We start from the raw sequence: 24,382 nt of genomic DNA on the forward strand, positions 1-24,382 counted from the left end.
GTCCCTCGTGATCGCGGGGATCTTCCGGTTCAGCAGCGCGGGTTGGCGGCGACGCAGAGCCGACCGGCGGCGGTGCGACCGAGCTTCTCCAGGTCGGCCCGGCTCAGGCCGGGGCCGGGCCGGATGCCGTCGGCCTGGAGGGTGTCCGGCCCGGTGGTGATCACGGTGACCAGATCGCCGACCCGTACCACCATGGTGGCCTCGACCGGCGGGAGCTCGGCCAGGGTACGGCCGTCGGCGACGCTGACCGGCGCCAGCGACACGTGGCGCAGCAGCACGGACTCGTCGCCGGCGAAACCGGTGACCGACCGCTCCCAGCGGTGCTGGGTCACGGTCGGCACCGTCCCGCCCCCCAGCTGCCCCGACCCGCTGATCTCCCACCTCGCGCAGGCGTCGAGCAGCAGCGCGACGGTGCCGAAGAGCAGCCGGCCCTGCGCCGGGTCGATGCGGTAGACGTCCTGGGTGAGCACCGGCGGCGCGGCCCCGTCGACCGCCGGCCGCAGCAGGGTCTGCGACCGCGAATAGCGAGACGTCGCTGCCGCCGCCGACGGCACACCCCGCTCGCGGCCGCACGCCTCCAGCACCGGATCGACCCGCACCGCCTCACCCAGGCCGGCCTCGCTGATCTGGACGTCGGTCTTCAACCGCACGTCCCGCGCCGAGAGCATCGCCTCCCACGGGATCTCGGCGGACCCGGCGGTCGCCGTCGACGCGGGGACCGCAGCCACCGGCGACGCGGGAGGCCCCGGCGTCCCCGACCGGGCCGCCGCCAGGTACCCGGAGCCGGAGAGCACCGCGAGTACGGCGGTCGCCGCCAGCGCCGCCGTACGCCGGCTGCGTCGCCGGGCCCGGGCGCGGATCTCCTCCGGCTCGGCCCAGCGGACCCCACCGAGGTCCCGGTGCAGCCGGTCGACGAAGTGCAGGTCCTCACGCATCAGGCCTCCTCGAGGTCAGCGACGGCGAGCAGCCCGGCCAGCGCGGCGCGCCCCCTGGAGAGCCGGGCCTTCACCGTGCCGACGGGGGCCTCGGTCTGCCGGGCCACCTCGGCCACGGGCATGCCGAGCAGGTAGTACAGGGCGAGCGCGGTGCGCTGCTCCTCGGGGAGCCGGCGCAGCGCGGCGACCACCTCGACCGTGTCGACGCCGGGGCCGGGCACGCTCTCCTCGACGCCGTGCCGCAGATACGCCCGGGCGCGGCTGCGCAGGCTGCGCCAGCGGCTGACCGCGATGCGGGAGGCCACCACCCGCACCCACGCCTCCGGGTCGTCGTACCCGCTCACCGTCGACCAGCGCTGCCAGGCCCGGATGTACGCCTCCTGGACGGCATCCTGCGCCTCGGTCACGTTGCCGGTCAGCACGTAGACGAAGCCGAGCAGCCGTTGCCGGCTGCCCCGGTAGAACTCGTCGAACCCGTCGACGTCGGGCACGTGCTCACCTCCCGTGGCGTTCAGAGGAGACACGCGCGGCGGCACCACGCCGGTTGCCGGATCAGCCGATCATCTTCGCCAGCTCGGCGGGCGGGAAGCCGCCGGCCGGGATCCGCTCCCGGGCCGCCCGGCGCACCGCGTACGCGACGGCGGCGTTCGCCGGGGTCGGCACCCCGTGCAGCCGACCGAGCAGGACGATCTCGCCGTTGAGGTGGTCGACCTCGGTGGAGCCGACACCCCGGGCCAGGCTCTGCCAGGTGGAGCTGCCGGAGCGCTCCTGCCCGTCGACCGGCCGGTGCCCGACCCGGTCGCCCCGCTCGGCAGCCTCCTCCTCGGTGCTGGTGTGCGCGATCCCGGCCGCGGCGAGCACCGCCTGCCCCTCCGCGCGGACCCGGTCGCGCAGGTCGGCGGGGACGTCCCCGCCGAGCAGCGCCTGCAGCCCGTTGCCGAGGTTTGCCAGCAGCTTGCCGTACTTCCACCGCATCACGTCGTCGCGCACCGGGGCGACGAAGCCGGCACCGGTGAGGTCGGCGGCCACCGCGTGGTCCAGCGCGTCCGAGCCGGCCGGGTAGCGCCCGAGGTGCAGCATGCCCGGGTGCGGGTACCCGTTGGCGACGACCACGCCCGGCTCCAGGTGGGTGGCGGGCAGCCAGACGCAGACCGCGTGCACCCGGGCGAAGAGCCGCAGCGCCGCCGGCTCGTTGGCCACCCCGTTCTGGGCGGTGAACAGCGGCAGCCGCTCCCCCGCCGTGCCGCCACCGACGACCGGCGCGTCCGCCCAGGCGGCCAGCGCGGCCGGGGTGTCCTGCGACTTGACCGTGAGCACCAGAACGGTGTCGGCGGGCAGCGGCCGCTCCCCGGGAGCGTCGGTGGCCGGCCCGCGCCAGGTCGCCGTGCCCTCCGGGGTGCGCAGGGTCAGCCCGCGCCGGCGGATCGCGTCCAGGTGCGCGCCGCGGGCCACCAGCGTCACGTCGTGGCCGGCCTCCCCCAGCCGTACGCCGATGGTGCCGCCGACCGCGCCCGCCCGATGATCACGTACCGCATGCGGCCATTCTGCTCCCCCGACCGGTCAGATCGTCAGGCCGGCGTCGGTGAGGATCGGGCCGGCGAGCAGCGCCGCGCCAACGGCCAGGGCGAGCAGGTTCACCACTGCGAACACGGTCACCCAGAACAGCGCGGGGAACGGGGTCAGCCGGGCCAACTGGTCGGCGTCGGACTGCGGCATCCGTCCCCGGCTGCGCAACCGTTGCAGCTCCACCACCGGCCGTACCCCGCCGAGGAGCAGGAACCAGACGCCGGTCCAGGCGAAGGCGGCCTGCACCTGCGGTGCGGCGTACCAGGAGACGGCGAGCACCACCCCGCCGGTGACCAGCAGCGACAGCACGCCGAAGACGTTGCGGATGAGCACCAACATGCCCAGCAGCAGCGCCACCGCGAGCCAGAGCAGCAGGGTGATCCGGTTGCCGCCGAGCAGCCAGGCCCCGGCGAGGCCGACCAGCGACGGGGCGACGTACCCGGCCAGCAGCGTGAGGATCATGCCGGGGCCGGTGGGGCGGCCGGCGGAGAGGGTCAGGCCGGAGGTGTCCGAATGCAGCCGGATGCCGTGCAACCGGCGCCCGGTCAGCAAGGCGGCGAGGGCGTGGCCGCCCTCGTGCGCAATGGTCACCGCGTTGCGGGCGACCCGCCAGGGCAGCCGGGTGGCGACCACCACCAGCGCGACGACGGCGGTGACCAGAACGAGCAGCGGGGGCGGGTCGGGCTGCGCGCCGAGGAGCTTGTCCCAGAGGTCGCCCAGCCCGTTGATCGACACCATGGGCGGGGAGCCTACCGGCCCGGGCTGGTCTCGTTCTGCGGGTGCGGCCTCGTATCGTGTGGGACTGATCGGGTGGCGAGCGGAGCGGGAGGTGAACGGCGGTGAGCGCGGCTCCCCTGGAACACCACGTCGGCCTCTGGACCGAGGCCGACTACCTCGCCCTGGGCGAGACGCCTGACCGGATCGAACTGCTCGACGGGAGTCTGCTCGTGAGCCCCTGTCCCGAGCAAGCGGCACCAGCGGGTGGCGCGTCGACTGGCGAACAGCATCGAGGTCGCGGCAGAGCCTCGAGGACTCTCGGTTTACGGTGCGATCAATGTTCGGCTGGGTGTGGACCGGATCGTCATTCCGGATCTCGTCGTAACCGACGCCTACGACGAGGGAACTTTTCCCGACGCCGGCCAGGTGTCTCTCGTCGGTGAGATCGTGTCCCCGGGCAACGCCGCCGCCGACCGGGTGCTCAAGATGCAGCTCTACGCGATCGCTCGCATCCCGTGGTACCTGCTGGTCGAGCAGGACGGCGATAGCCACGCGCTGCGGCTGTACCGGCTCGACGGCGCCCACTACGTCGAGGACCGGGTGGCCAAGGCCGGCGAGACGCTGAGCATCACCGAGCCGTTCCGCTGGCAGATCGATCCGGCGTCGCTTCGCTGACCGACACTGATCAGGTGCCAGACCACATACGGACGTCGATGAAAATTTCCTTGCACCCTCTTGCGATCTAGGGCAACTACCTCCAAGGATTGGCGTCAATCGATCGGCGTCTTCGGAGGCATCCATGACCCGTACCAGATTCTCGCTGCGCCGGCTCCTCGCCGCCGGCCTCACCGTCGTCGCCACCGCGGCGGCGGCCCTCGTCGCCACCGCCGGACCGGCGGCCGCGGCCACCACCCCCGGCATCGACGTCTCCCGCTACCAGGGCACCATCAACTGGACCAGCGTCCGTAACGCCGGCATCCAGTTCGCCTTCATCAAGGCCACCGAGGGTACGAGCTACAAGGACCCGAACTTCAACAGCAACTACACCAACTCCTACTACGCCGGCGTGATCCGCGGGGCGTACCACTTCGCCCGGCCGAACATCTCCGCCGGCTCGACCCAGGCCGGCTACCTGGCCTCCAACGGCGGCGCCTGGTCGGCGGACAGCCGGACCCTCCCGGCGGCGCTGGACCTCGAGGCCAACCCGTACAGCGGCGGCTACTGCTACGGCCTGACCACGACCGGCATGCGGAACTGGGTCCAGGACTTCCTCAACACCTACCGGTCCCGCACCGGCCGGTACGCCGTCATCTACACGACGACGAGCTGGTGGAACCAGTGCACCGGCAGCTGGACCGCGCCGTGGGCGAACCACCCGCTCTGGATCGCCCGCTGGTCGAGCACCGTCGGCACCCTGCCGGCCGGCGCCCCGTTCTGGAGCTTCTGGCAGTACACCAGCACCGGCTCCGTCTCCGGGATCAGCGGCAACGTCGACCGCAACTACTGGAACGGCGACCGGACCCGGCTGATCGCGCTGGCCAACAACACCTGATCCGCGGCCCACACGGGTCGGCCGCAGCGGGACCGGTGATCACCACGGAGGTGGACAAACCGGTCCGGCTGCCGCCGTCGTCCGTTCGCCTTCAGGCCCTCCGGCCATCGACACGGGCACGGCCTCCTCGCCGGCCAGTGCGGACCGCCGGGACAGGCGCCAGGCGGCGACTGCGGCGGCGGTGACCGTCACGACGGCGAGCAGCGCGACCAGCGCCGGCATACCGGCACTGACCAGGAGCAGAACGATGTCGCCAAGGGCGACGAGCATCCACAGTGCCAGCCGCGGGCGGGCGTCCTTGCGTCGGTAACCCATGTCGTGCCTCCTTCCGTCGTCGCAGGAGGGATACCCCGGACGACGGAAGGTCATGCGAATCCATTTCACACGGAAGCGATTCCCGTGCGTCAGCCCTGCCGGTCGGGCTTGAATCCCTTGACGATCTGGTCGAAGTTGGCGAGCTGGGCCGTCCAGTCCTTCTGGGCGACCTCCCACCGGATGGCGTAGCCCCGGTTGGAGGCCGTGGCGAAGCCCCGGTTGCGTACGTGAATCCGGGTGTTGTCCCGGGTCTCCAGCCACTCCCAGTCGGCGCAGGTCCGGTACCAGTCACAGGACTTGATGCTGAGGTACTGGTAGTTGTTGACGCGCTCGCGGCGGTCCGGCTCGATCGCCTTCCAGTCCGCGTACGCGTCGGGCTTCGGGTTGCTCGTCCACTGCACGAGCATCTCGCCCACCCCGCCCTGCTGAAAGAACACGACCGTGTCCGAACCCGTGCGGCTGGCTCGCCAGCCCGGCGGGAGGGGGATCGAGAAGGTCGGCCCCCTGTGCAGGGTCCAGCCCGCCGGCAGCGCGTTCGGGTCCGTCGACGGGGTGGCCGAGGACGTCGGGCTGGGCGGGGCGGCGCTGGTCGGCACGGGCGCGGCCGGCTCAGACGTCGGGGCGGCGGCCGACGGGGTCGCGGCGGCGCCGGTCGGGCCGGCCTGCTGCCCGCCCTGCTCCGGGTCGTCCTCGCCCCGGCCGAGCACCGGCACGAGCACCGCGAGACCGACCAGCAGCGCCAGCACCAGCGCGCCGATCAGCAGATTGCGCTTCTGCCGGCCGCGCTTCGTCCCGTCGTACACGACACCGGGAACGCGCTCGGCGGGCGCGGGCGCCGGGCTCACCGGAGTCGGCATGACCGACGTGGGGCTGCTCGGCTTGTTCGGCCGGTCCACCTTCGCCGTCGGCTCCGCGTCGGCGGCCGGGCGCGGCGGGTCGACCTTCGCGGTCGGCCCGGCGTCGACGCTCGCCGGCACCTTGCTCGTCTCGTCCTTGGTGGTGGCGGCGGCGACGCCGGCCGCCGCGGCGGCACCGGCCTGCTCGGCTCGCGGCGCGGGCGGCTTCGGGGCCGACTCGGCGCTCTGCTCGGCCGGGCGCGGCGCCGGCACCAGCGGCTTGCGCGGCTCGCGCGGACCGTTCGGCCCCGGCCGGCGTACGCCGTCCAGCAGCGAGATCCCCTTGGCGCGCTTGCCGCCGGCCCGGCGCAGCAGGCGCTCGGCCACCTCGGCCGTGATCCGCTCGGCCGGGTCCTTGCGGAGCAGACCTTGGAGCACCGGCTTGAGCGGCCCGGCGTTCTTCGGCGGCGGCAGCGGCTCGGTGGCCAGCGCCGCCAGGGTGGCGATCGCCGACGACCGGGCGTACGGGGACTTGCCCTCCACGGCGGCGTAGAGCGTCGCGCCCAGCGACCACAGGTCCGCCTCCGGACCGGCCGTGCCGTCCTTGGCCCGCTCCGGCGCGATGTACGCCGGCGAGCCGAGCACCATGCCGGTGCGGGTCACGTTCGGGTCGCCGGGGATGGTGGCCAGACCGAAATCGGTCAGTACTACCCGACCGTCGTTGCCGAGCAGCACGTTGCCGGGCTTGATGTCGCGGTGCATCACGCCGGCCTTGTGCGCCGCCTTCAACGCGCCCAGCACACCGAGCCCGATCTCCACCGCGCGCGCCGACGACACCGGGCCGTCCTCGGCGAGAGTGTCCTGCAACGACTTCGACGCGACGTACTCCATCACGATCCACGGATCGCCGTCGGTGCGCAGCACGTCGAAGATACGGACCACGTTGACGTGGTTCAGCCGGGCGATCGCCCGGGCCTCACGCAGCGAGCGTTCCCGCATCTCGCGGCGCTCGTCGCTGGTGAGACTGGGTGGCGGGACGAGCTCCTTGATGGCCACGTCCCGGTGCAGCACCTCGTCACGCGCCTTCCAGACCCGGCCCATGCCGCCCTGACCGAGCGGCGAGATGAGCCGGTACCGGTCAGCGACAAGTTGGGGAAGCGCGTCAGACATCGCAGAGACCGTACCCGGCGCCACCGATGCTCACACCGCCGGCACGCCACTGTGCGGTGAAGGTCAAGTTCGCGACGCGTACGCTGACGCCATGTCTGCCGAAGAGCCGCTGTTCCGAGTCGTCCGGGGCGTCCCGACCGCCGACGAGTTGGCCGCGCTGGTGGGTGCGATCGTCGTCCGGTCCCGTCCGGCCGCCGCGCCCGCGCCGGTGACCACGTCCGTCTGGGCGCGCAGCGCCCGACCGACCGTCGCGGCGCCCTCCGCCGGACCCGACGCGTGGCGCGCCTCCGGCCTCCCCCGCTGACCCTCCCGCCAATCCGACCGGACTGAGCTGGGGCGTAGCCACGGTGATGTCCTCAGGACTGCCGAGATCGCTCCGCACCCATTAACCTCACTCAGGGAAACGGGGCCGTGACGGATAGGGAGGATCGATGATCCCTGAGGAGGACCGCCCAGCTTCCTGGCTGCGCGACTACGGCGGCATCGAGGCCGACATCCGCCAGATGAGCGAGTTCGCCGACCGGCTCCAGGCCGAGGTCGAACGCAACTACGCGCCACACCTGTCGTACATCGCCGACGACATGAGAGCCGCCGTGCCCAACCCGTGCGACGCCTTCGTCGAGCTGGTGCAGTTCCTGCACGCCCACTGGGAGACCCAGCGGGCCACGGCGAACATGGTGCACGACCTGGGCGAAGCCACCGGCCACCTGGCCTCGGCGGCCGGGCGGATCGCCTCCGACTACCAGGGCGCCGACGCCTTCGCCTCAGCCCGGGTCGCCGACGTGCAGGCGGCGCTCGCCAATCCGTACTCCACCATGTCCGGTGGCCGGTCCCGGCTGCCCGACCCCACCGGCCCGAACGGCGGGCCGGTGGTGCTGCCGTGATCGACAGGGGCAGCGGCCGGACGTCCGGCCTGACCGACTGGCAACTGATGGACGTACTCAGCATGTGGGCCTGCGTCCAGGACCACGAAACCCAGGGGCACTGGAAGCAGGTCGCCGGCTGGCGCAAGGTCTGCGACCTCGCGATGAACCACCTGCGGCGGCTGCACGAATACCGGCGCGGCCTGGCCGAGGCCTGGCCCCCGGAGACCAACGCGGCCGCGCGGGCGTACCTGGGCGAACTCGACCAGCTCATCGACCGGGTCCAGCACACCCACGACGCCGCCGCCGCCAACCACGACGCGCTCGCCGCCGCCACCCGCGCCATCGACAGCGCCCGGCCCGAGCTGAAGAACCTCTACGAGCAGTACTCGACGAAGCTGCAGCAGAAGCGGTCGTACGAGGCGACGCTGGCGGATCCGAAGGCGGCGGCGGGCAGCCGGGTCGTCGATCCGCCGGTGACGGACGTGGAGTTGGAGCAGCTGAACACCAAGGCCCGGGGAATCATGTACGGGCTGAGCAGCGAACTCCAGCAGGCCCAGGTGATGCTCCGCCAGCCTCCTCCGCGGCCAAAGCCCTCGCCAGGAGTGGACCAGAACAACCCCGACATTTACGCCTCTAATCTTTCTGCACCCGTCATTCCGCCAATTGTGCCGGTGCCCATCTCACCCTCGACTCCTGTTTCCAGGATCACCCGAGCTGAGAACCCAGTACGAGCAGTGCCAGCGCCGACAGCACCTAACTCAGGCCCGCTCCTTGGCGGGGCCGGAACTGGGCTTGCCCCAACGCCAGCTAGCCCAGCAGCGCATGGCATGACGCCTTCAACGACCCAGGGGATGACCCCCAACGTGGGACTCCCTCCGTCCTTGCCACCGCTCCCAGGAACGCCGGGTCGTAACGGATTGCCCAACCCGTTGCGAGGGCAGCCGGGTCCAGCAGGCCGCAGCGGGATTAGTGGCGGCAACAGCAGCCTGGCCCGGCCAATGCCGCCGGGCGGCATGATCGGCGGCACGCCTGGGATGGCGTTGGGCCAGCCTGGCGGGACCACTCCGCCTCGCCGTATCAATCCGCTTGGGGGCGTGATCGGAGGAGGCGGGGCAGGAACTGCGCCGTCAGGCGCAGCAGGCTCACGGCCCGGAGGCGCACGGGCGAATCATGTAGGTAGCGCCCTTGGGCTTTCCCCAATGGGAGGCGCTCCGGGCATGGCTAGCGGTCCTGGGGCGGGTACATCAATGGGACGACCGAGCCGCCGAGAAACAGTAGAAGGTGAGTCGCGCCGCTGGGATCCCGATCATCCTTGGGAGACGGACGAGGGAGTAGATCCGATAGTCCGTCCGCCAGAGGACGGGCCAATCGACCCTGGACCCGCCATCGGATTTGGTCGTTGATGGGCCCATCTGCACGAGTCTTGCTCACAATATTCGCCCTCTCCTCGACATTGTTAACCGCTGCGCCACTCCATGCGAAGGAGTCGCAGGGCGCTGACCGCGTCCGTGGCGATCAGTGGCACCTGCGCTACTTGGACGTGTCGAAAGTTCAAAGAATTAGTCAAGGCGAGGGCGTGGTGGTGGCAGTGCCTGACACTGGCGTCGCTCCCCATCCGGACCTGATCGGCAACGTTTTGCCTGGCGCCGACATCTTTTCAGGCGGAGACGGGGACGGCCGTCAAGATCAGGACAGTCACGGCACGGGCATGGCAGGATTGATCGCCGCTCACGGCAACGATGACCTTGGCGCGCTCGGAATCGCACCCAAGGCGAAGATTCTGCCGGTGCGCGTTAAGCGAATTAACGAGCAGGGCAACAGCGATGATTTGGCGGCCGGGATCGAGTATTCGGTTGCCCACGGGGCGGAAATAATTAGCATTTCCTCTGTCGGTGGACCAGACATAAGATTACACAAGGCCGTCGAGACCGCACTCAGAGCAAACGTCCTCGTGGTTGCTGGAGCGGGGAATCGACCAAGGGAACGCCAAGTGGGCTTCCCCGCCGCCTATCCTGGTGTCATCGCAGTAGGCGGAGTAGATAGAAGCGGCAACCACGCGACCGTGTCGGTAGACGGGCCTGAAATCGATGTCGTTGCTCCTGCCGTCGAGATTTACAGCACCAGCATCGACGGCAAGTACCGCAAGGGCACCGGCACTTCGGACGCCACCGCTATCGTCGCGGGGGCTGCTGCTCTGATCCGGTCCAAGTACCCCTATCTTCCGGCGCAGGAAGTGGCACACCGCCTCACGGCCACCGCCGTCGACAAGGGACCGCCTGGCCGGGATGACGAATATGGGTATGGAGTCATCAACCTGGTAGCTGCCCTGACGGCAGAGGTACCGCCACTCGGGTTCGAATCAACCGCGCCGAGCGCACCCTCCGGCAGCAGCCTGACCACGGCAGCGGCCAGCCCCAGCAGCGACAGCGGAGACGGGGCGACGGCGCGTGGACTCGCCACCTTGGGCGCAATCGTGGCAGCGTGCGGCAGCTACCTGCTCTGGCGACGCCGCCGACGTGCCGACGACCCGCCACCGAGGATCAGCCGGTAGCGTCGGAACCGTGCCGAACTCCCTGCCACTGCGCCTCGTGCTCGCCAGCCAGAGTCCCGCCCGTCGCAAGCTCCTCCAGGCCGCGGGGATCGAACCCGACGTGCTGGTGAGCGGCGTCGACGAGTCCCAGGTGGTCGCCGACCGGGCGGAGGATCTCTGCCTGGAGCTTGCCCGCCTCAAGGCGCTCGCGGTGCTCGACCGGCTGCGCGCCACCCCCGACGAGCGGACGCTGGTGCTCGGCTGCGACTCGGTGCTGGGCTTCGACGGGGAGATCCTGGGCAAGCCGGCGGACGCCGCCGACGCCACGGACCGCTGGCGGCGGATGCGCGGGCGTAGCGGGGTGTTGCACACCGGGCACTGCCTGATCGACGTGACGCACGAGGCGCGGGCGGAGGCGGTCGCGTCGACGGTCGTGCACTTCGCCGACATCAGCGACGAGGAGATCGCCGCGTACGTGGCGACGGGCGAGCCGCTGGCGGTGGCCGGGGCGTTCACCATCGACGGGTTGGGTGGGGCGTTCCTGACCGGCATCGAGGGTGACCCGGGCACGGTGGTGGGGCTGTCCCTGCCGCTGCTGCGCCGACTCCTCGGCGAGTTGGAGCTGAGCATCACGGACCTCTGGACGAAGGTCGCGCCGGGGGGCCAGGAGGTCGAGCATCTCGGCTAACGTCCGTTCATGACCACCAAGCCGTTGCCGCTGACTCCGGAACTGCACGACTATCTCGTCGCCCACGGCTCGCCGCCGGACGAGATCATCCGCGACCTGGCCGAGGAGACGCTGGCCGCCCTCCCCGATCAGGCGACGATGCAGGTGGCGCCGGAGCAGGCCGCGTTCCTGACCTTCCTCACCCGGCTGCTCGGCGTGCGGCAGGCGGTGGAGGTGGGCACCTTCACCGGGCTCTCCTCCCTCGCGATCGCCCGGGGGCTGCCCGAGGACGGCCGGCTGACCTGCTTCGACATTTCCGAGGAGTACACCGGCGTCGCCCGGCGGTACTGGGAGCGCGCGGGCGTCGCCGACCGGATCGAGCTGCGCATCGGCCCGGCCGCGGAGACGCTGCGTGAGCTGCCCCAGGAGCGGCACCTGGACTTCGCCTTCATCGACGCGGACAAGACGGGCTACCCGGTCTACTGGGACGAGCTGGTGCCTCGGATGCGTCCGGGTGCGGTCATCGCGGTCGACAACACGCTGCGCGGGGGGCGGGTGCTCGCCCCGCAGAACGCCGACGACCGGGCGATCGCCGCGTTCAACGACGAGGTGCTGGCCGACGTGCGCGTCGAGGCGGTCATGCTTTCCATCGCCGACGGCGTCACCCTCGCCCGGGTCCACTGACCCACCTTGCGGCGTGTCGCGGTCTCCCGGCGGCTCGACGCCGCGACACACCGCAAACCGCGCCGCGCCACTCCGCGCCACCCGCAAACCGCGCACGTCACACCGCGCCACACCGCAAACCGCGGTGGCTGCCGGCGGCGGTTCAGGCACCGACCAGGGCCGGGGCGCGGTCGTCGTCCGTCGGGGCGGCGCGCAGGGCGCGGCCGAGTCGCACGGTCAGCAGCAGGGCGGCGGCGATGAAGCCCGGCAGCAGCAGGAAGGCCAGGTGCGGTCCGACCCCGTCGGCCACCGCGCCGAGCGCCACCGGCGCGATCCCGAAGCCCACCCCCATCGAGTACGCGGACCAGCCGGCCGCCTTGTCGGCGGCCGGCCCGGCGACGGCCAGCGCGATCGAGATCGCGAGGGGGTAGTGCAGCGCGTTGCCGAGCCCCAGCACCACCAGGCCGGTGACGGCGAGCCAGCCGACGGGCGCGAGCCAGAACAGGGCGAACCCGGCCAGCGAGACGGTCAGCGCGCCGAACAGCAGCGGGGCGGGCGGCCAGCGCAGGGCGATCCAACCGCCGGCCAGCCGGCCGAGGAACATGCCGCAGACGATCGCGGCGACCGCGGCCGACGCGGAGGCGGCGGTCATCCCGGCGTGCGAGCGGAGCACGTCGGCGGTCCAGAGCGACAGGCAGACCTCGATCGAACCGGTGACCGACATCAGCACCCAGGCGATCCAGTACGCCCGGGGCAGCCGTCCGGCCGTGCGGTCGACCGCACCGGCACGGCCGCTGAAAGGTACGGGGACATCGTCGGCCCGGGCCACATCGGCGGGTGCCGCCGCCGAGGCGGTCGCCCCGACGGGGTCGGCGGCAGCCGCGGCAGCGGGAGCGGCCTGCGGCGGGCGTACCCGGGAGAGGCGGGCGGCGAGCGCGACCAGCGCGATCAGCCCGACCTCGACGGCCATCACCGGTCGCCAGCCGAAGCCCGCGTCGACGCTGGCGCCGATGACCAGCGGGGCGAGGATGCCCATGCCGGCGCAGACGGCGTTGGCCTCGGTGAGCGCGGCGGGCGCTGCGGGGCCGTGCCGGGCGGTGAGGACGACGGCGACGCCGCTGACCACGATCATGCCGGCGGTGGCCACGACGGCGACCGCGGCGAGGGTGGCGGGCAGCGGGCGGAGCAGGCCGAACGCGGTGACGCCGGCGGCGACCCCGGCCAGCCCGGCCCAGATCGCGGCGGCCCGGCCGATCCGCCGGGCCATCGGGGCGAAGAGCGCCCCGCCGAGCAGCGCGCCGACGGCGATGGCGGTGCTGTGCAGGCCGGCGACGGCGGCGCTGGTGCCCTGCTCGTCGCGGAGCAGCGGTACGACGGGGCCGAACCCGTAGAGGAAGAAGCCCCACAGCCCCAGCTGGGCGTAGGTCAGCCAGGTGGTCCTGTCATGGGTGAGGCGGGGCACTGGCCTTACGCTACAAGCGCCTGGCCGGTGCCCCGCCCGGGGTGAGAGGCAGCTCTCGTCAGCGGACGCTGCGGGCGAACTGCCGGGCGGCCCAGATGACGCCGGCGATCGCGAGGACCGCGGTGATGGTCAGCCCCTGCCAGACCTTGTCGTTGCCCAGGTCCCCGGCGAAGAGCGCGCGGGTGCCGTCGACCGCCCAGGAGAACGGGTTCCAGTCGGCGATGCCCTGCAGCCAGCCGGGGGCGAAGGTGAGCGGCAGCAGGATGCCGGAGAGCAGCAGCACCGGCTGGGCGACGGTGTTCATCAGCGGGGCGAGCGCGTCCTCGCTCTTGACCTTGAGCGCGACACCGTAGGAGACGGCCGAGGTCATCAGCGCGATCAGGGCGAGCATCAGGTACGCCAGCAGCAGGTCGCCGATGAAGACGCGCAGGTCGAACAGGAGCGCGAGCAGGGTGATGATGACCGCCTGCACGAGCAGCGAGACCACGTCGCGCAGGGAGCGGCCGAGCAGCAGGGCCAGCCGGCTGACCGGGGTGACCCGGGAGCGTTCGATGACCCCGGCGCGCAGCTCGGCGATCAGGCCGAAGCCCTGGAACAGGCCGCCGAAGATGGCCAGCAGCACCAGCAGGCCGGGTACGAAGATCTTGTAGGCGGCGGCCTGGGTGGGCGCGTTCAGGGCCGGCTTGAGCAGCGGGGCGAAGAGCAGCAGGTACATCACCGGCTGGAAGACACCGACGAAGACCCAGACCGGGTTGCGCAGCAGCAGCTGGATCTGGCGCTGGAAGATGAGCCAGGTGTCGCGGGCGAGTTTCATGACGATTCTCCTGTGGTGGATGCTCAGGACTCGCGCAGCGAGCGGCCGGTCTTGGTGAGGAAGACGTCGTCGAGGCTGGGGCGGTGCAGCTCGATCGACGAGAGCGTGAGCCCGGCGGCGTCGAGCCGGCGGAGGATCTGCGGGATGGCGGTGGCCCCCTCGTCGACGTAGAGGCGCAGGCCGCCCTCGTCGGCGGTCTCCAGCTTGTTGACGAACTCCTCGCCGTCGAGCAGCTGCGCGGCCTGCGGCGTGCTGGCCACGTCGAGGCCGACCAGCACCACGTCGCCGGAGATCTCCCGCTTCAGCTCGGCCGGGGTCCCCTCGGCGACCACCTCGCCGTGATCCATGATCGCGATCCGGTCGCAGAGCGCGTCCGCCTCGTCGAGGTAGTGGGTGGTGATGAAGACGGTCATGCCCTCGGTACGCAGCCGGCGGATCTCGTCCCACATGTGCGCGCGGCTCTGCGGGTCGAGGCCGGTGGTCGGCTCGTCCAGGAAGACGATCTTCGGCTCGTGGATGATGCCGAGGGCGATCTCCACCCGGCGCCGCTGACCGCCGGAGTACGTCTTGCACTTGCGGTCGGCGTACTCGGTGAGCTGGAAGGCGTCGAGGGCGCGGGTGGCGCGGCGGTGCGCCTCGGCCTTGGCGATGCCGTACATGCGGGCGTGCAGCACCAGTTCCTCGCGGGCGGTGGACTCGTCCCAGGTGCTGCCGCCCTGGGCGACGTAGCCGATCCGGCGGCGCACCTCGGCCGGGTCCTTGCGCAGGTCGGCGCCGGCGATGGTGGCCTCACCGCCGTCGGGCTCGATGAGCGTGGCGAGCATCCGCAGGGTGGTGGTCTTGCCGGCGCCGTTGGGGCCGAGGAAGCCGAAGATCTCGCCCTCGGCGACCTGGAGGTTCACCCCCCGTACGGCGTCGACCGTCTTCGTCTCCCGACCGGCGCGGGAGCGGAACGACTTCCGCAGCCCCCTGGTCTCGATCATGTCTGCTCCTGGTCGTCCGGGCCGGACGTGCCGGCCGCCTGTCCCCCGGGGCCGCCGGACGGCACGCTCCCCCGTGGTGCGCGAGAAGGCTAACGCGATATAGCTCTTGTGGTCAACGTTGATTATTACGTGTTCATGTCGCGAGGCGCGGCGCCGTCGGTCCACCCCGACCAGCCCTCCGCCCCGGCGAGTCCAGCAGGCAGGTACGACATCCCGGACTCGATCCGCTCGGCGATCCGGTCGCACCAGGCCACCTCCGCCTCGGCGCGGGCCGCCCACAACTCGAACATCCAGGCCACATGCACCGGCTTGGTGTTGCGCATCCAGTCGGAGTCCAACGAGGCACGCATCGACTCGACACCGGCGCGCAGCAGGTTCGCCCGGTTCCGCAGCGCGGCGGCGGCCTCCTCGCGCGGCATCGCGGGCAGGAACGAGAACGCCGCGACGAACGGGTCCGCCGTCTCGTGCACCTGCCACCACAGCCCGCGCAGCAGCGTCTCGAACTCGTCCTCCCCCTTCGGCGTCACCTCGTAGGTGGTGCGGACCGGACGGGCGCCGACCTGCTCGGTCGCCACCTCGCGCAGCAGCCCCTCCTCGGTCAGCTTGCGCAGGGCGTGGTAGATCGATCCGGGTTGCACGTTGGCCCACCGGTCGGCGTTCCAGCTCAGCAGCTCGCGGCGCACGTCGTAGCCGTGTACCGGTTGCATCCACCGGACCAGGCCGAGAATCATCATCCGAGTCGCAGACACCGGACAAGCGTAATAAACAAGTTTGACTAGGGCGCGGCCGGAACAGTGCGCCATCCCACACTGAGCGATCGTTAGGGCCATCAGAGTGACCGATACACTCCCGGTCAACGACCTCCCGGGAGGAGCCTTCAAGGTGCGCAAGGTACTCATCGCCAACCGCGGCGAGATCGCCGTCCGCGTCATCCGCGCCTGCCGCGACGCCGGCCTGGGCAGCGTCGCCGTCTACGCGGACTCCGACCGGGACGCCCTGCACGCCACGTTGGCGGACGAGGCGTACGCCCTCGGCGGCGACACCGCGGCCGAGACGTACCTGCGGATCGACAAGCTGATCGACGTCGCCGCCCGGTCCGGCGCCGACGCCGTGCACCCCGGCTACGGCTTCCTCTCCGAGAACGCCGACTTCGCCCAGGCCGTCATCGACGCCGGGCTGACCTGGATCGGCCCCACCCCGCAGGCGATCCGCGACCTCGGCGACAAGGTGACCGCCCGGCACATCGCCCAGCGCGCCGGCGCGCCCCTGGTCCCCGGCACCCCGGACCCGGTCGGCAACGCCGACGAGGTGATGGCGTTCGCCGTCGACCACGGCCTGCCGGTCGCGATCAAGGCGGCCTTCGGCGGCGGCGGGCGCGGCCTCAAGGTGGCCCGCAACATGGAGGAGATCCCGCACCTGTTCGAGTCGGCCACCCGCGAGGCGGTCGCCGCGTTCGGTCGGGGCGAGTGCTTCGTCGAGCGGTACCTGGACAAGCCGCGGCACGTCGAGGCGCAGGTCCTCGCCGACCAGCACGGCAACGTGATCGTGGTCGGCACCCGGGACTGCTCGCTGCAGCGCCGGCACCAGAAGCTGGTCGAGGAGGCCCCGGCGCCGTTCCTCACCCCCGCGCAGCGCACCCAGATCCACGAGAGCGCCAAGGCGATCTGCCGGGAGGCCGGCTACCACGGCGCCGGCACCGTGGAGTACCTGGTCGGCGTGGACGGCACCATCTCCTTCCTGGAGGTCAACACCCGGCTCCAGGTCGAGCACCCGGTCACCGAGGAGACCGCCGGCGTCGACCTGGTCCGCGAGCAGTTCCGGATCGCCGACGGCGAGAAGCTGCGGTTCTCCGAGGACCCGACCCCGCGCGGGCACTCCATCGAGTTCCGGATCAACGGCGAGGACCCGGGCCGCAACTTCCTGCCCGCCCCGGGCACCATCACCGCCCTGCGCCTGCCGACCGGGCCGGGCGTGCGGGTGGACACCGGCATCTCGGCCGGCCACGTGATCGGCGGCAACTTCGACTCGCTGCTCGCCAAGGTCATCATCACCGGCGAGACCCGGGCCGAGGCGATCGAGCGGGCCCGCCGGGCGCTGGACGAGATGGTCGTCGAGGGCATGGCGACCGCGCTGCCGTTCCACCGGCTGGTCGTCCGGGACGAGGCGTTCACCACCGAGCCGTTCACCGTGCACACCCGGTGGATCGAGACCGAGTTCGACAACACCGTGCCGCCGTTCACCGCCGCCGCCGGCGCCGCCGAGGCGCCGGCCGGTCGCGAGACCGTCGTGGTCGAGGTGGCGGGCAAGCGGCTGGAGGTCAGCCTCCCCGCCGGCCTCGGCGCGGGTACGACCAGCGCCGCGCCCGCCGCCCGCAAGCCGGCCCGCCGGGGCGGCGGCGCCAAGGCCGGCGCGACGGTCAGCGGCGACGCGCTCGCCTCCCCGATGCAGGGCACCATCGTCAAGATCGCGGTGGCGGACGGGGACACCGTCGCCGAGGGCGACCTGGTGGTGGTGCTGGAGGCGATGAAGATGGAGCAGCCGCTGCACGCCCACAAGGCCGGTACGGTCAGCGGGCTGTCGGCCGAGGTCGGCGCGGTGATCACCGCCGGCGCGGCGATCTGCACCATCGCCTGAGCCGGTCGGCTCGGCCGCTCCCCGGCTCCCGGGGTGGGCATCGGCCGCCCCGGACCACCGGCCGTACCGTCGCTCGCCGGCGGCGGGCGGCGGCGCGGCGGGGGTGGTTTGGGCCACCAGCGGCGGCGGATGCGGCCGCGAGCAGGAATGATGGCCGGGTGCGGTTCCTTCATGGCGCGGTCCCCGCGCACGACCTGACCTACAACGACGTCTTCATGGCGCCGGCCCGCTCCGAGGTGGGCTCGCGACTCGACGTCGACCTGGCCACCGGCGACGGCACGGGCACCACCATCCCGCTGGTGGTCTCCAACATGACGGCGGTGTCCGGCCGCCGGATGGCGGAGACCGTCGCCCGGCGCGGCGCGATCGCGGTCATCCCGCAGGACATCCCGATCGAGGTGGTCGCCAACGTCGTCGCCTGGGTCAAGCAGCGGCACCTGGTGCACGACACGCCCATCACGCTGGGCCCGACCGACACCGTCGGTGACGCCATCCACCTGCTGCCGAAGCGGTCGCACGGCGCGGTGATCGTGGTCGACGAGGCGAGCCGCCCGCTCGGCGTGGTCACCGAGGCGGACACCGTCGGCGTGGACCGCTTCGCCCAGCTGCGGCACGTGATGTCGACCGAGCTGCACACCGTGCCGGCGGACGCGGACCCGCGTACCGGCTTCGATCGGCTGTCGGCCGGGCGGCGCCGGCTGGCCCCGGTGGTGGACGCCGACGGCCGGCTGATCGGCGTGCTGACCCGGCAGGGTGCGCTGCGCGCCACCCTCTACCGGCCGGCCGTGGACGACCGGGGCCGGCTGCGCATCGCCGCCGCCGTCGGCATCAACGGCGACGTGACCCGCAAGGCCGAGGCGCTGCTGGCCGCCGGGGTGGACACCCTGGTGGTGGACACCGCACACGGACACCAGGAGCGGATGATCTCCGCGCTGCGGGCGGTACGCAAGCTCGACCCCGCGGTGCCGGTCGCGGCGGGCAACGTGGTCACCGCCGAGGGCGTACGCGACCTGGTGGAGGCGGGGGCCGACATCGTCAAGGTCGGCGTCGGTCCGGGTGCCATGTGCACCACCCGGATGATGACCGGCGTGGGCCGGCCGCAGTTCTCCGCCGTGCTCGACTGCGCGGCGGCGGCCCGGGCGCTGGGCCGGCACGTCTGGGCGGACGGCGGCGTGCGGCACCCCCGGGACGTGGCACTGGCGCTCGCCGCCGGGGCGTCGAACGTGATGATCGGGTCGTGGTTCGCCGGCACCTACGAGTCCCCCGGCGACCTCTACACCGAGCCGGACGGCCGGCGTTACAAGGAGAGCTTCGGCATGGCCTCGGCGCGGGCGGTCAGCGCGCGTACCGCCGAGGACAGCGCCTTCGACCGGGCCCGCAAGGCGGTCTTCGAGGAGGGCATCTCCTCGGCCCGGATGTACCTGGACCCGACCCGGCCCGGCGTCGAGGATCTCATCGACGAGATCATCGCCGGGGTGCGCAGCGCCTTCACCTACGCGGGCGCCCGCAACCTGGACGAGTTCCACGACCGCGCGCTGGTCGGCGTGCAGAGCGCCGCCGGCTACACCGAGGGCATGCCGCTGCCCACCAGCTGGTGACCACCCCGCCCGACGCGGGCGGTTGACCTCGTTCGCGGCGGGTCGCGGTGTCCGGGTGGCGGGACACCGCGACTCGCCGCAACCGGCGTGGATCATCCCGGGCGGCGGCCGCGGTCACTCGAAGAGGCGGCGGATCACCGCGCGGGCGGTCCCCTCCGGGTCCCGGCCGGCCTCGGGCGGCAGGGCGCCGGCCAGCCAGAGGGTGGCGAACCCGTGCACGATCGACCAGGCGGCCAGGGCGTCCCGGTCGGGGGCGGCGGCGGGCAGGGCGGCCAGTCCGCCGCGCAGCACGGCGCGGGCCCGGTCCCGGGCGGCCCGCACCTCGGCGTCGTCGCCCCGGTAGAGGTCCGGCTGGAACATCACCTCGAAGTGCGCCCGGTGCTCGACGGCGAACCGGACGTACGCCACCCCGACCTCCAGCAGGTCGTCGCCGGCCCCGCCCAGCTCGTCGGCGAGGCGGTCGTACCCCTCGACGGCGAGCACGGTCAGCAACCCGGCCTTGTCACCGAAGTGGTGGGCCGGGGCGGCGTGCGACACGCCGGCGCGGCGGGCCAGGTCCCGCAGGCTCAGCGCGGCCGGCCCGGACTCCTCGATGGCCTGGACCGCCGCGTCGAGCAGGGCCCGGCGCAGGTCGCCGTGGTGGTAACCGCGCGTCGTCATGCCGGGCAGCATAACTTGCCAACGACAAGATGCAATGTCGGATATTAGTTTGGCCCCTGACGATCCGGGGGCTAACCTCAGCGCCGTGCACATGGAACCCCTGGCCCGCTTCCCGGACCTGCTGCGTAACGCGCCGATGGGGCGGCTGGTCTCGGTCGCCGGCCACCTGGTCGACCAGCACTGGGGTCGCTACCTGTCCGAGCACCACGGCCTCACGACCGCCGGGATGCGGGTGCTGTTCATCCTGTCCCGCACCGGCGAGACCACCCACCGGGACGTCGCCGAACGCTCCTTCGTCCGGCCCGCCACCCTCACCGGGATCGTCGACACCCTGGAGCGCGACGGCTTCGTCGAGCGCCACCGGGCGGGCACCGACCGCCGTACGGTGCAGCTCGCCCTGACCGACAAGGGACGCGAGCACGTGCGGGCCCTCTTCGACCTGATCCACAGCGACACCCCGCTGACCTCCGTCGACGCCGACCCGGCGAAGAAGGCGGTGATCCGCGAGTTCCTGACCGAGTTGATTGTGACCATGTCCGACGGGGAGGACACCAGGTTGAACCCGGCAGACCAGGAATCCGACGAGGCGAGACCCGGAGGCCGCCCGTGCTGATCCGCCTACTGCGCGATCACCTGCGCCCGTACCGCCGGCCGCTGGCCGGGGTGGTGCTGCTCCAGTTCGTCGGCACGATGGCCTCGCTCTACCTGCCGAGCCTCAACGCCGACATCATCGACCGGGGTGTCGCCCTCGGCGACACCGCCCAGATCATGCGTACGGGCGGCTGGATGCTGGTGGTCAGCCTGCTCCAGATCGTCTGCTCGATCGCCGCGGTGTACCTGGGCGCGCGGACCGCGATGGGGTTCGGGCGGGACGTACGCGCGGCCATCTTCGGGCACGTCAACCGCTTCTCGGCCCGCGAGGTCGCCCGGTTCGGCGCGCCGTCGCTGATCACCCGCAACACCAACGACGTCCAGCAGGTGCAGATGCTCGTGCTGATGAGCTGCACCATGCTGGTCGCCGCGCCGATCATGTGCGTCGGCGGGGTGGTGATGGCGCTGCGGGAGGACCTCGCGCTCTCCCGGCTGATGCTGGTCTGCGTGCCGGTGCTGGCGATCGCGCTGGGGCTGGTCGTGCGGCGGATGGTGCCGGGATTCCGTCAGATGCAGACCCGGATCGACACGGTCAACCGGGTGCTGCGCGAGCAGATCACCGGCATCCGGGTGATCCGGGCGTTCGTCCGCGAGCCGTACGAGACGGACCGGTTCGGCGTCGCCAACGCCGACCTCACCGCGACGGCGCTGCGGGTCGGCCGACTGATGGCCCTGATCTTCCCGGTGATCATGCTGGTGCTCAACGTCTCCAGCGTCGCGGTGCTCTGGTTCGGCGCGCAGCGGGTCGACGCCGGCCAGATGCAGATCGGCGCGCTGACCGCGTTCCTGCAGTACCTGATGCAGATCCTGATGGCCGTCATGATGGCCACCTTCATGCTGATGATGGTGCCCCGCGCGGCGGTGTGCGCCGAGCGGATCGTCGAGGTGCTGGACACCGAGTCGTCGGTGGTGCCGCCGGCCGATCCGCTGATCGCGATGACCAGGCGCGCGGAGCTGGAGCTTCGCCGGGTCGCCTTCCAGTACCCCGGGGCGAGTGCTCCGGTGCTGCACGACATCTCGTTCCGGGCCGAGCCGGGCCGGACCACCGCCATCATCGGGTCCACCGGCGCCGGCAAGACCACCCTGCTCACCCTGATCCCCCGGCTGGTCGACCCGACCGCCGGCGCGGTGCTGGTCGACGGGGTGGACGTGCGGCTGCTGGAACCGAACGAGGTGTGGCGCCGGATCGGGCTGGTGCCGCAGCGGCCGTACCTCTTCAGCGGAACGGTCGCCAGCAACCTCCGGTACGGCAACCCGGACGCCACCGACGAGGAGCTGTGGCGGGCGCTGGAGATCGCCCAGGCGCGGGACTTCGTGACCGAGATGCCGGGCGGGCTGGACGCCCCGATCGCCCAGGGCGGCACGAACGTCTCCGGCGGTCAGCGGCAGCGGCTGGCGATCGCCCGGGCGCTGGTCCGCCAGCCGGAGATCTACCTCTTCGACGACTCGTTCTCGGCGCTCGACCTCGGCACCGACGCCCGGCTGCGGGCGGCGCTGCGGCCGGTCACCGCGGACGCGGCCGTGGTGATCGTGGCCCAGCGGGTCTCCACGATCATCGACGCCGACCAGATCATCGTGCTCGAGGACGGCGGCGTCGTCGGCCGGGGACGACACGAGGAACTGCTGGAGAGCTGCCCGACGTACGCCGAGATCGTCGCGTCCCAACAGACGGCGGAGGTGCCGGCGTGAGCAAGCCAGACGAGCGGACCACGCAGGCCGGTGACGGCCGGGCGCCCGTACCCGGGCAGAAGGTCCCGGAGGCGCGGACGCCGAAGCGGCTGCCCCCCGGCGGCCAGCGCGGCGGTCCGCCGTGGATGGGCGCCGCGATGCCGGCCGAGAAGTCGATGAACTTCGGTCCGTCGGCCCGGCGGCTGCTCGGCCGGCTGCGGCCGCACCGGCTCCAGCTGGCCGCGGTGATCACGCTCGCCGTGGCGAGCATCGGGCTCAGCGTCATCGGGCCGAAGCTCCTCGGCCACGCCACCGACCTGATCTTCAGCGGGGTGCTCGGTCGGCAGTTGCCCGCCGGGACGACCACGGAGCAGGCCGCGGCAGCGGCCCGGGCCGCCGGCAACGACAACTACGCCGACATGCTCGCCCGGATGGACGTGGTGCCGGGCGCCGGGATCGACTTCACCGCCCTCGGCCGGGTGCTCGTCCTGGCCCTGGCGCTCTACCTGGCGGCCAGTGTGCTGATCTGGTGGCAGGGCTGGCTGCTCAACGGGGTGGTGCAGCGAACCGTGCTGCGGCTGCGTGCCGAGGTGGAGGAGAAGCTCCACCGGCTGCCCCTGCCCTACTTCGATCGGCAGCCCCGGGGCGAACTGCTCAGCCGGGTCACCAACGACATCGACAACATCTCGCAGACCCTGTCGCAGACGCTCAGCCAGCTGCTCACCTCGCTGCTGACCGTGATCGGCGTGCTGGCGATGATGGTCTGGATCTCGCCGCTGCTGGCGCTGGTCGCCCTGGTCGCGGTGCCGCTGTCGGTGATCGTCACCCAGCGGATCGCCAAACGGTCGCAAGGCAGGTTCATCGCCCAGTGGCGGCACACCGGTGAGCTGAACGGCCAGATCGAGGAGGCGTACACCGGTCACGAGCTGGTCAAGGTCTTCGGTCGGCAGCGCGAGGTGGAAGCCGCCTTCCACGCGAAGAACGAGGAGCTGTTCCGAGCCAGCTTCGGGGCTCAGTTCATCTCCGGGATCATCATGCCGGCGATGATGTTCGTCGGGAACCTCAGCTACGTCGCGATCGCCGTGGTCGGCGGGCTGCGGGTGGCCACCGGGACGATGAGCCTCGGCGACGTGCAGGCGTTCATCCAGTACTCCCGGCAGTTCACCCAGCCGCTCACCCAGATCGCCTCGATGGCGAACCTGCTCCAGTCCGGGGTGGCCTCCGCCGAGCGGGTCTTCGCGGTGCTCGACGCCGAGGAGCAGAGCCAGGACAGGGTTGCACCGCCCCGGGTCACCGGCCGGGTCGAGTTCGCACACGTCTCCTTCCGGTACGAGCCGGAGAAGCCGCTGATCGACGACCTGTCGCTGGTCGCCGAGCCGGGTCACACCGTGGCTATCGTCGGCCCGACCGGCGCCGGCAAGACCACCCTGGTCAATCTGATCATGCGCTTCTACGAGCTGGACGCGGGCTGGATCACCCTCGACGGGCTGGACATCACCAGCATGCCCCGGGACGAGCTGCGCAGCCGGATCGGCATGGTGCTCCAGGACACCTGGCTGTTCGGGGGCACCATCCGGGACAACATCGCCTACGGCCGCCCGGACGCCACCGAGGAGGAGATCCTGGCCGCCGCCCGGGCCACCTTCGTGGACCGCTTCGTGCGCAGCCTCCCGGACGGGTACGACACCGTCATCGACGAGGAGGGCAGCAACGTCAGCGCCGGCGAGAAGCAGCTCATCACGATCGCCCGGGCGTTCCTGGCCGAGCCGTCGCTGCTGATCCTGGACGAGGCCACCAGCTCGGTGGACACCCGCACGGAGGTGCTGCTCCAGCGGGCGATGGCGGCGCTGCGCTCGGACCGGACCAGCTTCGTCATCGCGCACCGGCTCTCCACCATCCGCGACGCCGACCTGATCCTGATGATGGAGCAGGGCCGGATCGTCGAGCAGGGCACCCACGAGCAGCTGCTCGCCGCGAAGGGGGCGTACCACCGGCTCTACCGGTCGCAGTTCGTCGGCGCGCTGGTGGACGACGAGGACGACGGGGCGGCCCCCCGGACCCCGTCGGTCCAGGGGGCGCTCTCCTCATGACCGGC

23 protein-coding genes and 1 pseudogene are annotated in these 24,382 nt (G+C 72.0%); 12 read left to right on the forward strand and 12 right to left on the reverse strand.

Annotation, left to right across the window (positions count from 1 at the left end; translation table 11 throughout):
• Positions 1 to 29: 29 nt before the first annotated feature.
• The 4 genes from GA0074696_RS28750 to GA0074696_RS28765 all read right to left on the reverse strand — a co-directional run bounded on the left by GA0074696_RS28750 (position 30) and on the right by GA0074696_RS28765 (position 3,239).
• Positions 30 to 935: a hypothetical protein gene (locus GA0074696_RS28750; RefSeq protein WP_088963981.1), complete on the reverse strand. Its 906-nt coding sequence runs from the start codon at positions 933 to 935 to the stop codon at positions 30 to 32.
• The gene (locus GA0074696_RS28755) at positions 935 to 1,426 is read right to left on the reverse strand and encodes a SigE family RNA polymerase sigma factor (RefSeq protein ID WP_088963982.1); all 492 of its coding nucleotides are present in this window, start codon (positions 1,424 to 1,426) and stop codon (positions 935 to 937) included. The genes GA0074696_RS28750 and GA0074696_RS28755 overlap by 1 nt, the downstream gene beginning before the upstream one ends.
• A 61-nt stretch (positions 1,427 to 1,487) precedes the next feature.
• Positions 1,488 to 2,396: a ketopantoate reductase family protein gene (locus GA0074696_RS28760; protein ID WP_231925185.1), complete on the reverse strand. Its 909-nt coding sequence runs from the start codon at positions 2,394 to 2,396 to the stop codon at positions 1,488 to 1,490.
• A 99-nt stretch (positions 2,397 to 2,495) separates the two neighbouring features.
• Positions 2,496 to 3,239 (reverse strand): M50 family metallopeptidase, encoded by a 744-nt coding sequence (locus tag GA0074696_RS28765; RefSeq protein ID WP_088963983.1) that lies wholly within the window; start codon positions 3,237 to 3,239, stop codon positions 2,496 to 2,498.
• Between the two features lie 101 nt (positions 3,240 to 3,340).
• Here GA0074696_RS28765 and GA0074696_RS28770 point away from each other — a divergent pair.
• Together GA0074696_RS28770 and GA0074696_RS28775 are read left to right on the forward strand one after the other, a co-directional pair.
• Positions 3,341 to 3,893: pseudogene (locus GA0074696_RS28770) on the forward strand (Uma2 family endonuclease).
• A gap of 124 nt (positions 3,894 to 4,017) precedes the next feature.
• Positions 4,018 to 4,770: a GH25 family lysozyme gene (locus GA0074696_RS28775; RefSeq protein WP_088963984.1), complete on the forward strand. Its 753-nt coding sequence runs from the start codon at positions 4,018 to 4,020 to the stop codon at positions 4,768 to 4,770.
• 39 nt (positions 4,771 to 4,809) lie between these two features.
• On the opposite strand, the gene GA0074696_RS28780 is transcribed toward GA0074696_RS28775, so the two are convergent.
• Entirely contained in the window at positions 4,810 to 5,085 is a 276-nt protein-coding gene (locus tag GA0074696_RS28780; RefSeq protein ID WP_088963985.1) for a hypothetical protein, read from the reverse strand.
• An 89-nt stretch (positions 5,086 to 5,174) separates the two neighbouring features.
• Positions 5,175 to 7,091: a serine/threonine-protein kinase gene (locus GA0074696_RS28785; RefSeq protein WP_088963986.1), complete on the reverse strand. Its 1,917-nt coding sequence runs from the start codon at positions 7,089 to 7,091 to the stop codon at positions 5,175 to 5,177.
• Between the two features lie 91 nt (positions 7,092 to 7,182).
• Here GA0074696_RS28785 and GA0074696_RS28790 point away from each other — a divergent pair, with 91 nt between their 5' ends.
• Positions 7,183 to 7,395, forward strand: coding sequence for an acyl-CoA carboxylase subunit epsilon (locus GA0074696_RS28790; RefSeq protein ID WP_088963987.1), 213 nt, complete (start codon positions 7,183 to 7,185; stop codon positions 7,393 to 7,395).
• Positions 7,396 to 7,522: 127 nt separating this feature from the next.
• On the forward strand, positions 7,523 to 7,975 hold the full coding sequence (locus GA0074696_RS28795) for a hypothetical protein (protein WP_088963988.1): 453 nt from the start codon (positions 7,523 to 7,525) through the stop codon (positions 7,973 to 7,975).
• Between the two features lie 355 nt (positions 7,976 to 8,330).
• On the opposite strand, the gene GA0074696_RS32465 is transcribed toward GA0074696_RS28795, so the two are convergent.
• Positions 8,331 to 8,582, reverse strand: a complete 252-nt coding sequence (locus GA0074696_RS32465) for a hypothetical protein (RefSeq protein ID WP_157746136.1) — start codon at positions 8,580 to 8,582, stop codon at positions 8,331 to 8,333.
• 777 nt (positions 8,583 to 9,359) lie between these two features.
• Between GA0074696_RS32465 and mycP the strand changes: the two genes are divergently transcribed.
• Genes mycP through GA0074696_RS28815 form a run of 3 tightly spaced genes read left to right on the forward strand, consistent with a single transcriptional unit; the run spans position 9,360 to position 11,838 of the window.
• The gene (gene mycP, locus GA0074696_RS28805) at positions 9,360 to 10,508 is read left to right on the forward strand and encodes a type VII secretion-associated serine protease mycosin (RefSeq protein ID WP_088963990.1); all 1,149 of its coding nucleotides are present in this window, start codon (positions 9,360 to 9,362) and stop codon (positions 10,506 to 10,508) included.
• 10 nt (positions 10,509 to 10,518) lie between these two features.
• Positions 10,519 to 11,175, forward strand: coding sequence for a Maf family protein (locus GA0074696_RS28810; RefSeq protein WP_088963991.1), 657 nt, complete (start codon positions 10,519 to 10,521; stop codon positions 11,173 to 11,175).
• A 9-nt stretch (positions 11,176 to 11,184) separates the two neighbouring features.
• Entirely contained in the window at positions 11,185 to 11,838 is a 654-nt protein-coding gene (locus GA0074696_RS28815; RefSeq protein ID WP_088963992.1) for an O-methyltransferase, read from the forward strand.
• 142 nt (positions 11,839 to 11,980) lie between these two features.
• Here GA0074696_RS28815 and GA0074696_RS28820 read toward each other — a convergent pair whose 3' ends face one another.
• The 4 genes from GA0074696_RS28820 to GA0074696_RS28835 all read right to left on the reverse strand — a co-directional run bounded on the left by GA0074696_RS28820 (position 11,981) and on the right by GA0074696_RS28835 (position 15,810).
• Entirely contained in the window at positions 11,981 to 13,279 is a 1,299-nt protein-coding gene (locus tag GA0074696_RS28820; RefSeq protein WP_088963993.1) for an MFS transporter, read from the reverse strand.
• Positions 13,280 to 13,337: 58 nt separating this feature from the next.
• Positions 13,338 to 14,093, reverse strand: coding sequence for an ABC transporter permease (locus GA0074696_RS28825; protein WP_088963994.1), 756 nt, complete (start codon positions 14,091 to 14,093; stop codon positions 13,338 to 13,340).
• A 23-nt stretch (positions 14,094 to 14,116) separates the two neighbouring features.
• Positions 14,117 to 15,076, reverse strand: coding sequence for an ATP-binding cassette domain-containing protein (locus GA0074696_RS28830; RefSeq protein WP_088963995.1), 960 nt, complete (start codon positions 15,074 to 15,076; stop codon positions 14,117 to 14,119).
• A 125-nt stretch (positions 15,077 to 15,201) separates the two neighbouring features.
• Entirely contained in the window at positions 15,202 to 15,810 is a 609-nt protein-coding gene (locus tag GA0074696_RS28835) for a PadR family transcriptional regulator (RefSeq protein ID WP_088963996.1), read from the reverse strand.
• Between the two features lie 148 nt (positions 15,811 to 15,958).
• Between GA0074696_RS28835 and GA0074696_RS28840 the strand changes: the two genes are divergently transcribed.
• Both GA0074696_RS28840 and GA0074696_RS28845 read left to right on the forward strand, forming a co-directional pair.
• Positions 15,959 to 17,710: an acetyl/propionyl/methylcrotonyl-CoA carboxylase subunit alpha gene (locus GA0074696_RS28840; protein ID WP_088963997.1), complete on the forward strand. Its 1,752-nt coding sequence runs from the start codon at positions 15,959 to 15,961 to the stop codon at positions 17,708 to 17,710.
• Positions 17,711 to 17,868: 158 nt separating this feature from the next.
• A complete protein-coding gene (locus GA0074696_RS28845) occupies positions 17,869 to 19,308 on the forward strand; it encodes a GuaB1 family IMP dehydrogenase-related protein (protein WP_088963998.1) in 1,440 nt (479 codons plus the stop codon).
• Between the two features lie 114 nt (positions 19,309 to 19,422).
• On the opposite strand, the gene GA0074696_RS28850 is transcribed toward GA0074696_RS28845, so the two are convergent.
• The gene (locus tag GA0074696_RS28850) at positions 19,423 to 19,968 is read right to left on the reverse strand and encodes a TetR/AcrR family transcriptional regulator (RefSeq protein WP_088964873.1); all 546 of its coding nucleotides are present in this window, start codon (positions 19,966 to 19,968) and stop codon (positions 19,423 to 19,425) included.
• 91 nt (positions 19,969 to 20,059) lie between these two features.
• On the opposite strand from GA0074696_RS28850, the gene GA0074696_RS28855 reads away from it, so the two are divergent.
• The 3 genes from GA0074696_RS28855 (at position 20,060) to GA0074696_RS28865 (ending at position 24,377) form a co-directional block, all read left to right on the forward strand.
• Positions 20,060 to 20,581: a MarR family winged helix-turn-helix transcriptional regulator gene (locus tag GA0074696_RS28855; protein ID WP_088963999.1), complete on the forward strand. Its 522-nt coding sequence runs from the start codon at positions 20,060 to 20,062 to the stop codon at positions 20,579 to 20,581.
• Positions 20,575 to 22,308 (forward strand): ABC transporter ATP-binding protein, encoded by a 1,734-nt coding sequence (locus GA0074696_RS28860; protein ID WP_088964000.1) that lies wholly within the window; start codon positions 20,575 to 20,577, stop codon positions 22,306 to 22,308. Before GA0074696_RS28855 ends, GA0074696_RS28860 begins: the two co-directional genes overlap by 7 nt.
• 125 nt (positions 22,309 to 22,433) lie before the next feature.
• On the forward strand, positions 22,434 to 24,377 hold the full coding sequence (locus tag GA0074696_RS28865) for an ABC transporter ATP-binding protein (protein ID WP_088964874.1): 1,944 nt from the start codon (positions 22,434 to 22,436) through the stop codon (positions 24,375 to 24,377).
• Positions 24,378 to 24,382 lie beyond the last annotated feature (5 nt).

This window comes from Micromonospora purpureochromogenes (assembly GCF_900091515.1).
GTDB classification, from domain to species: domain Bacteria; phylum Actinomycetota; class Actinomycetes; order Mycobacteriales; family Micromonosporaceae; genus Micromonospora; species Micromonospora purpureochromogenes.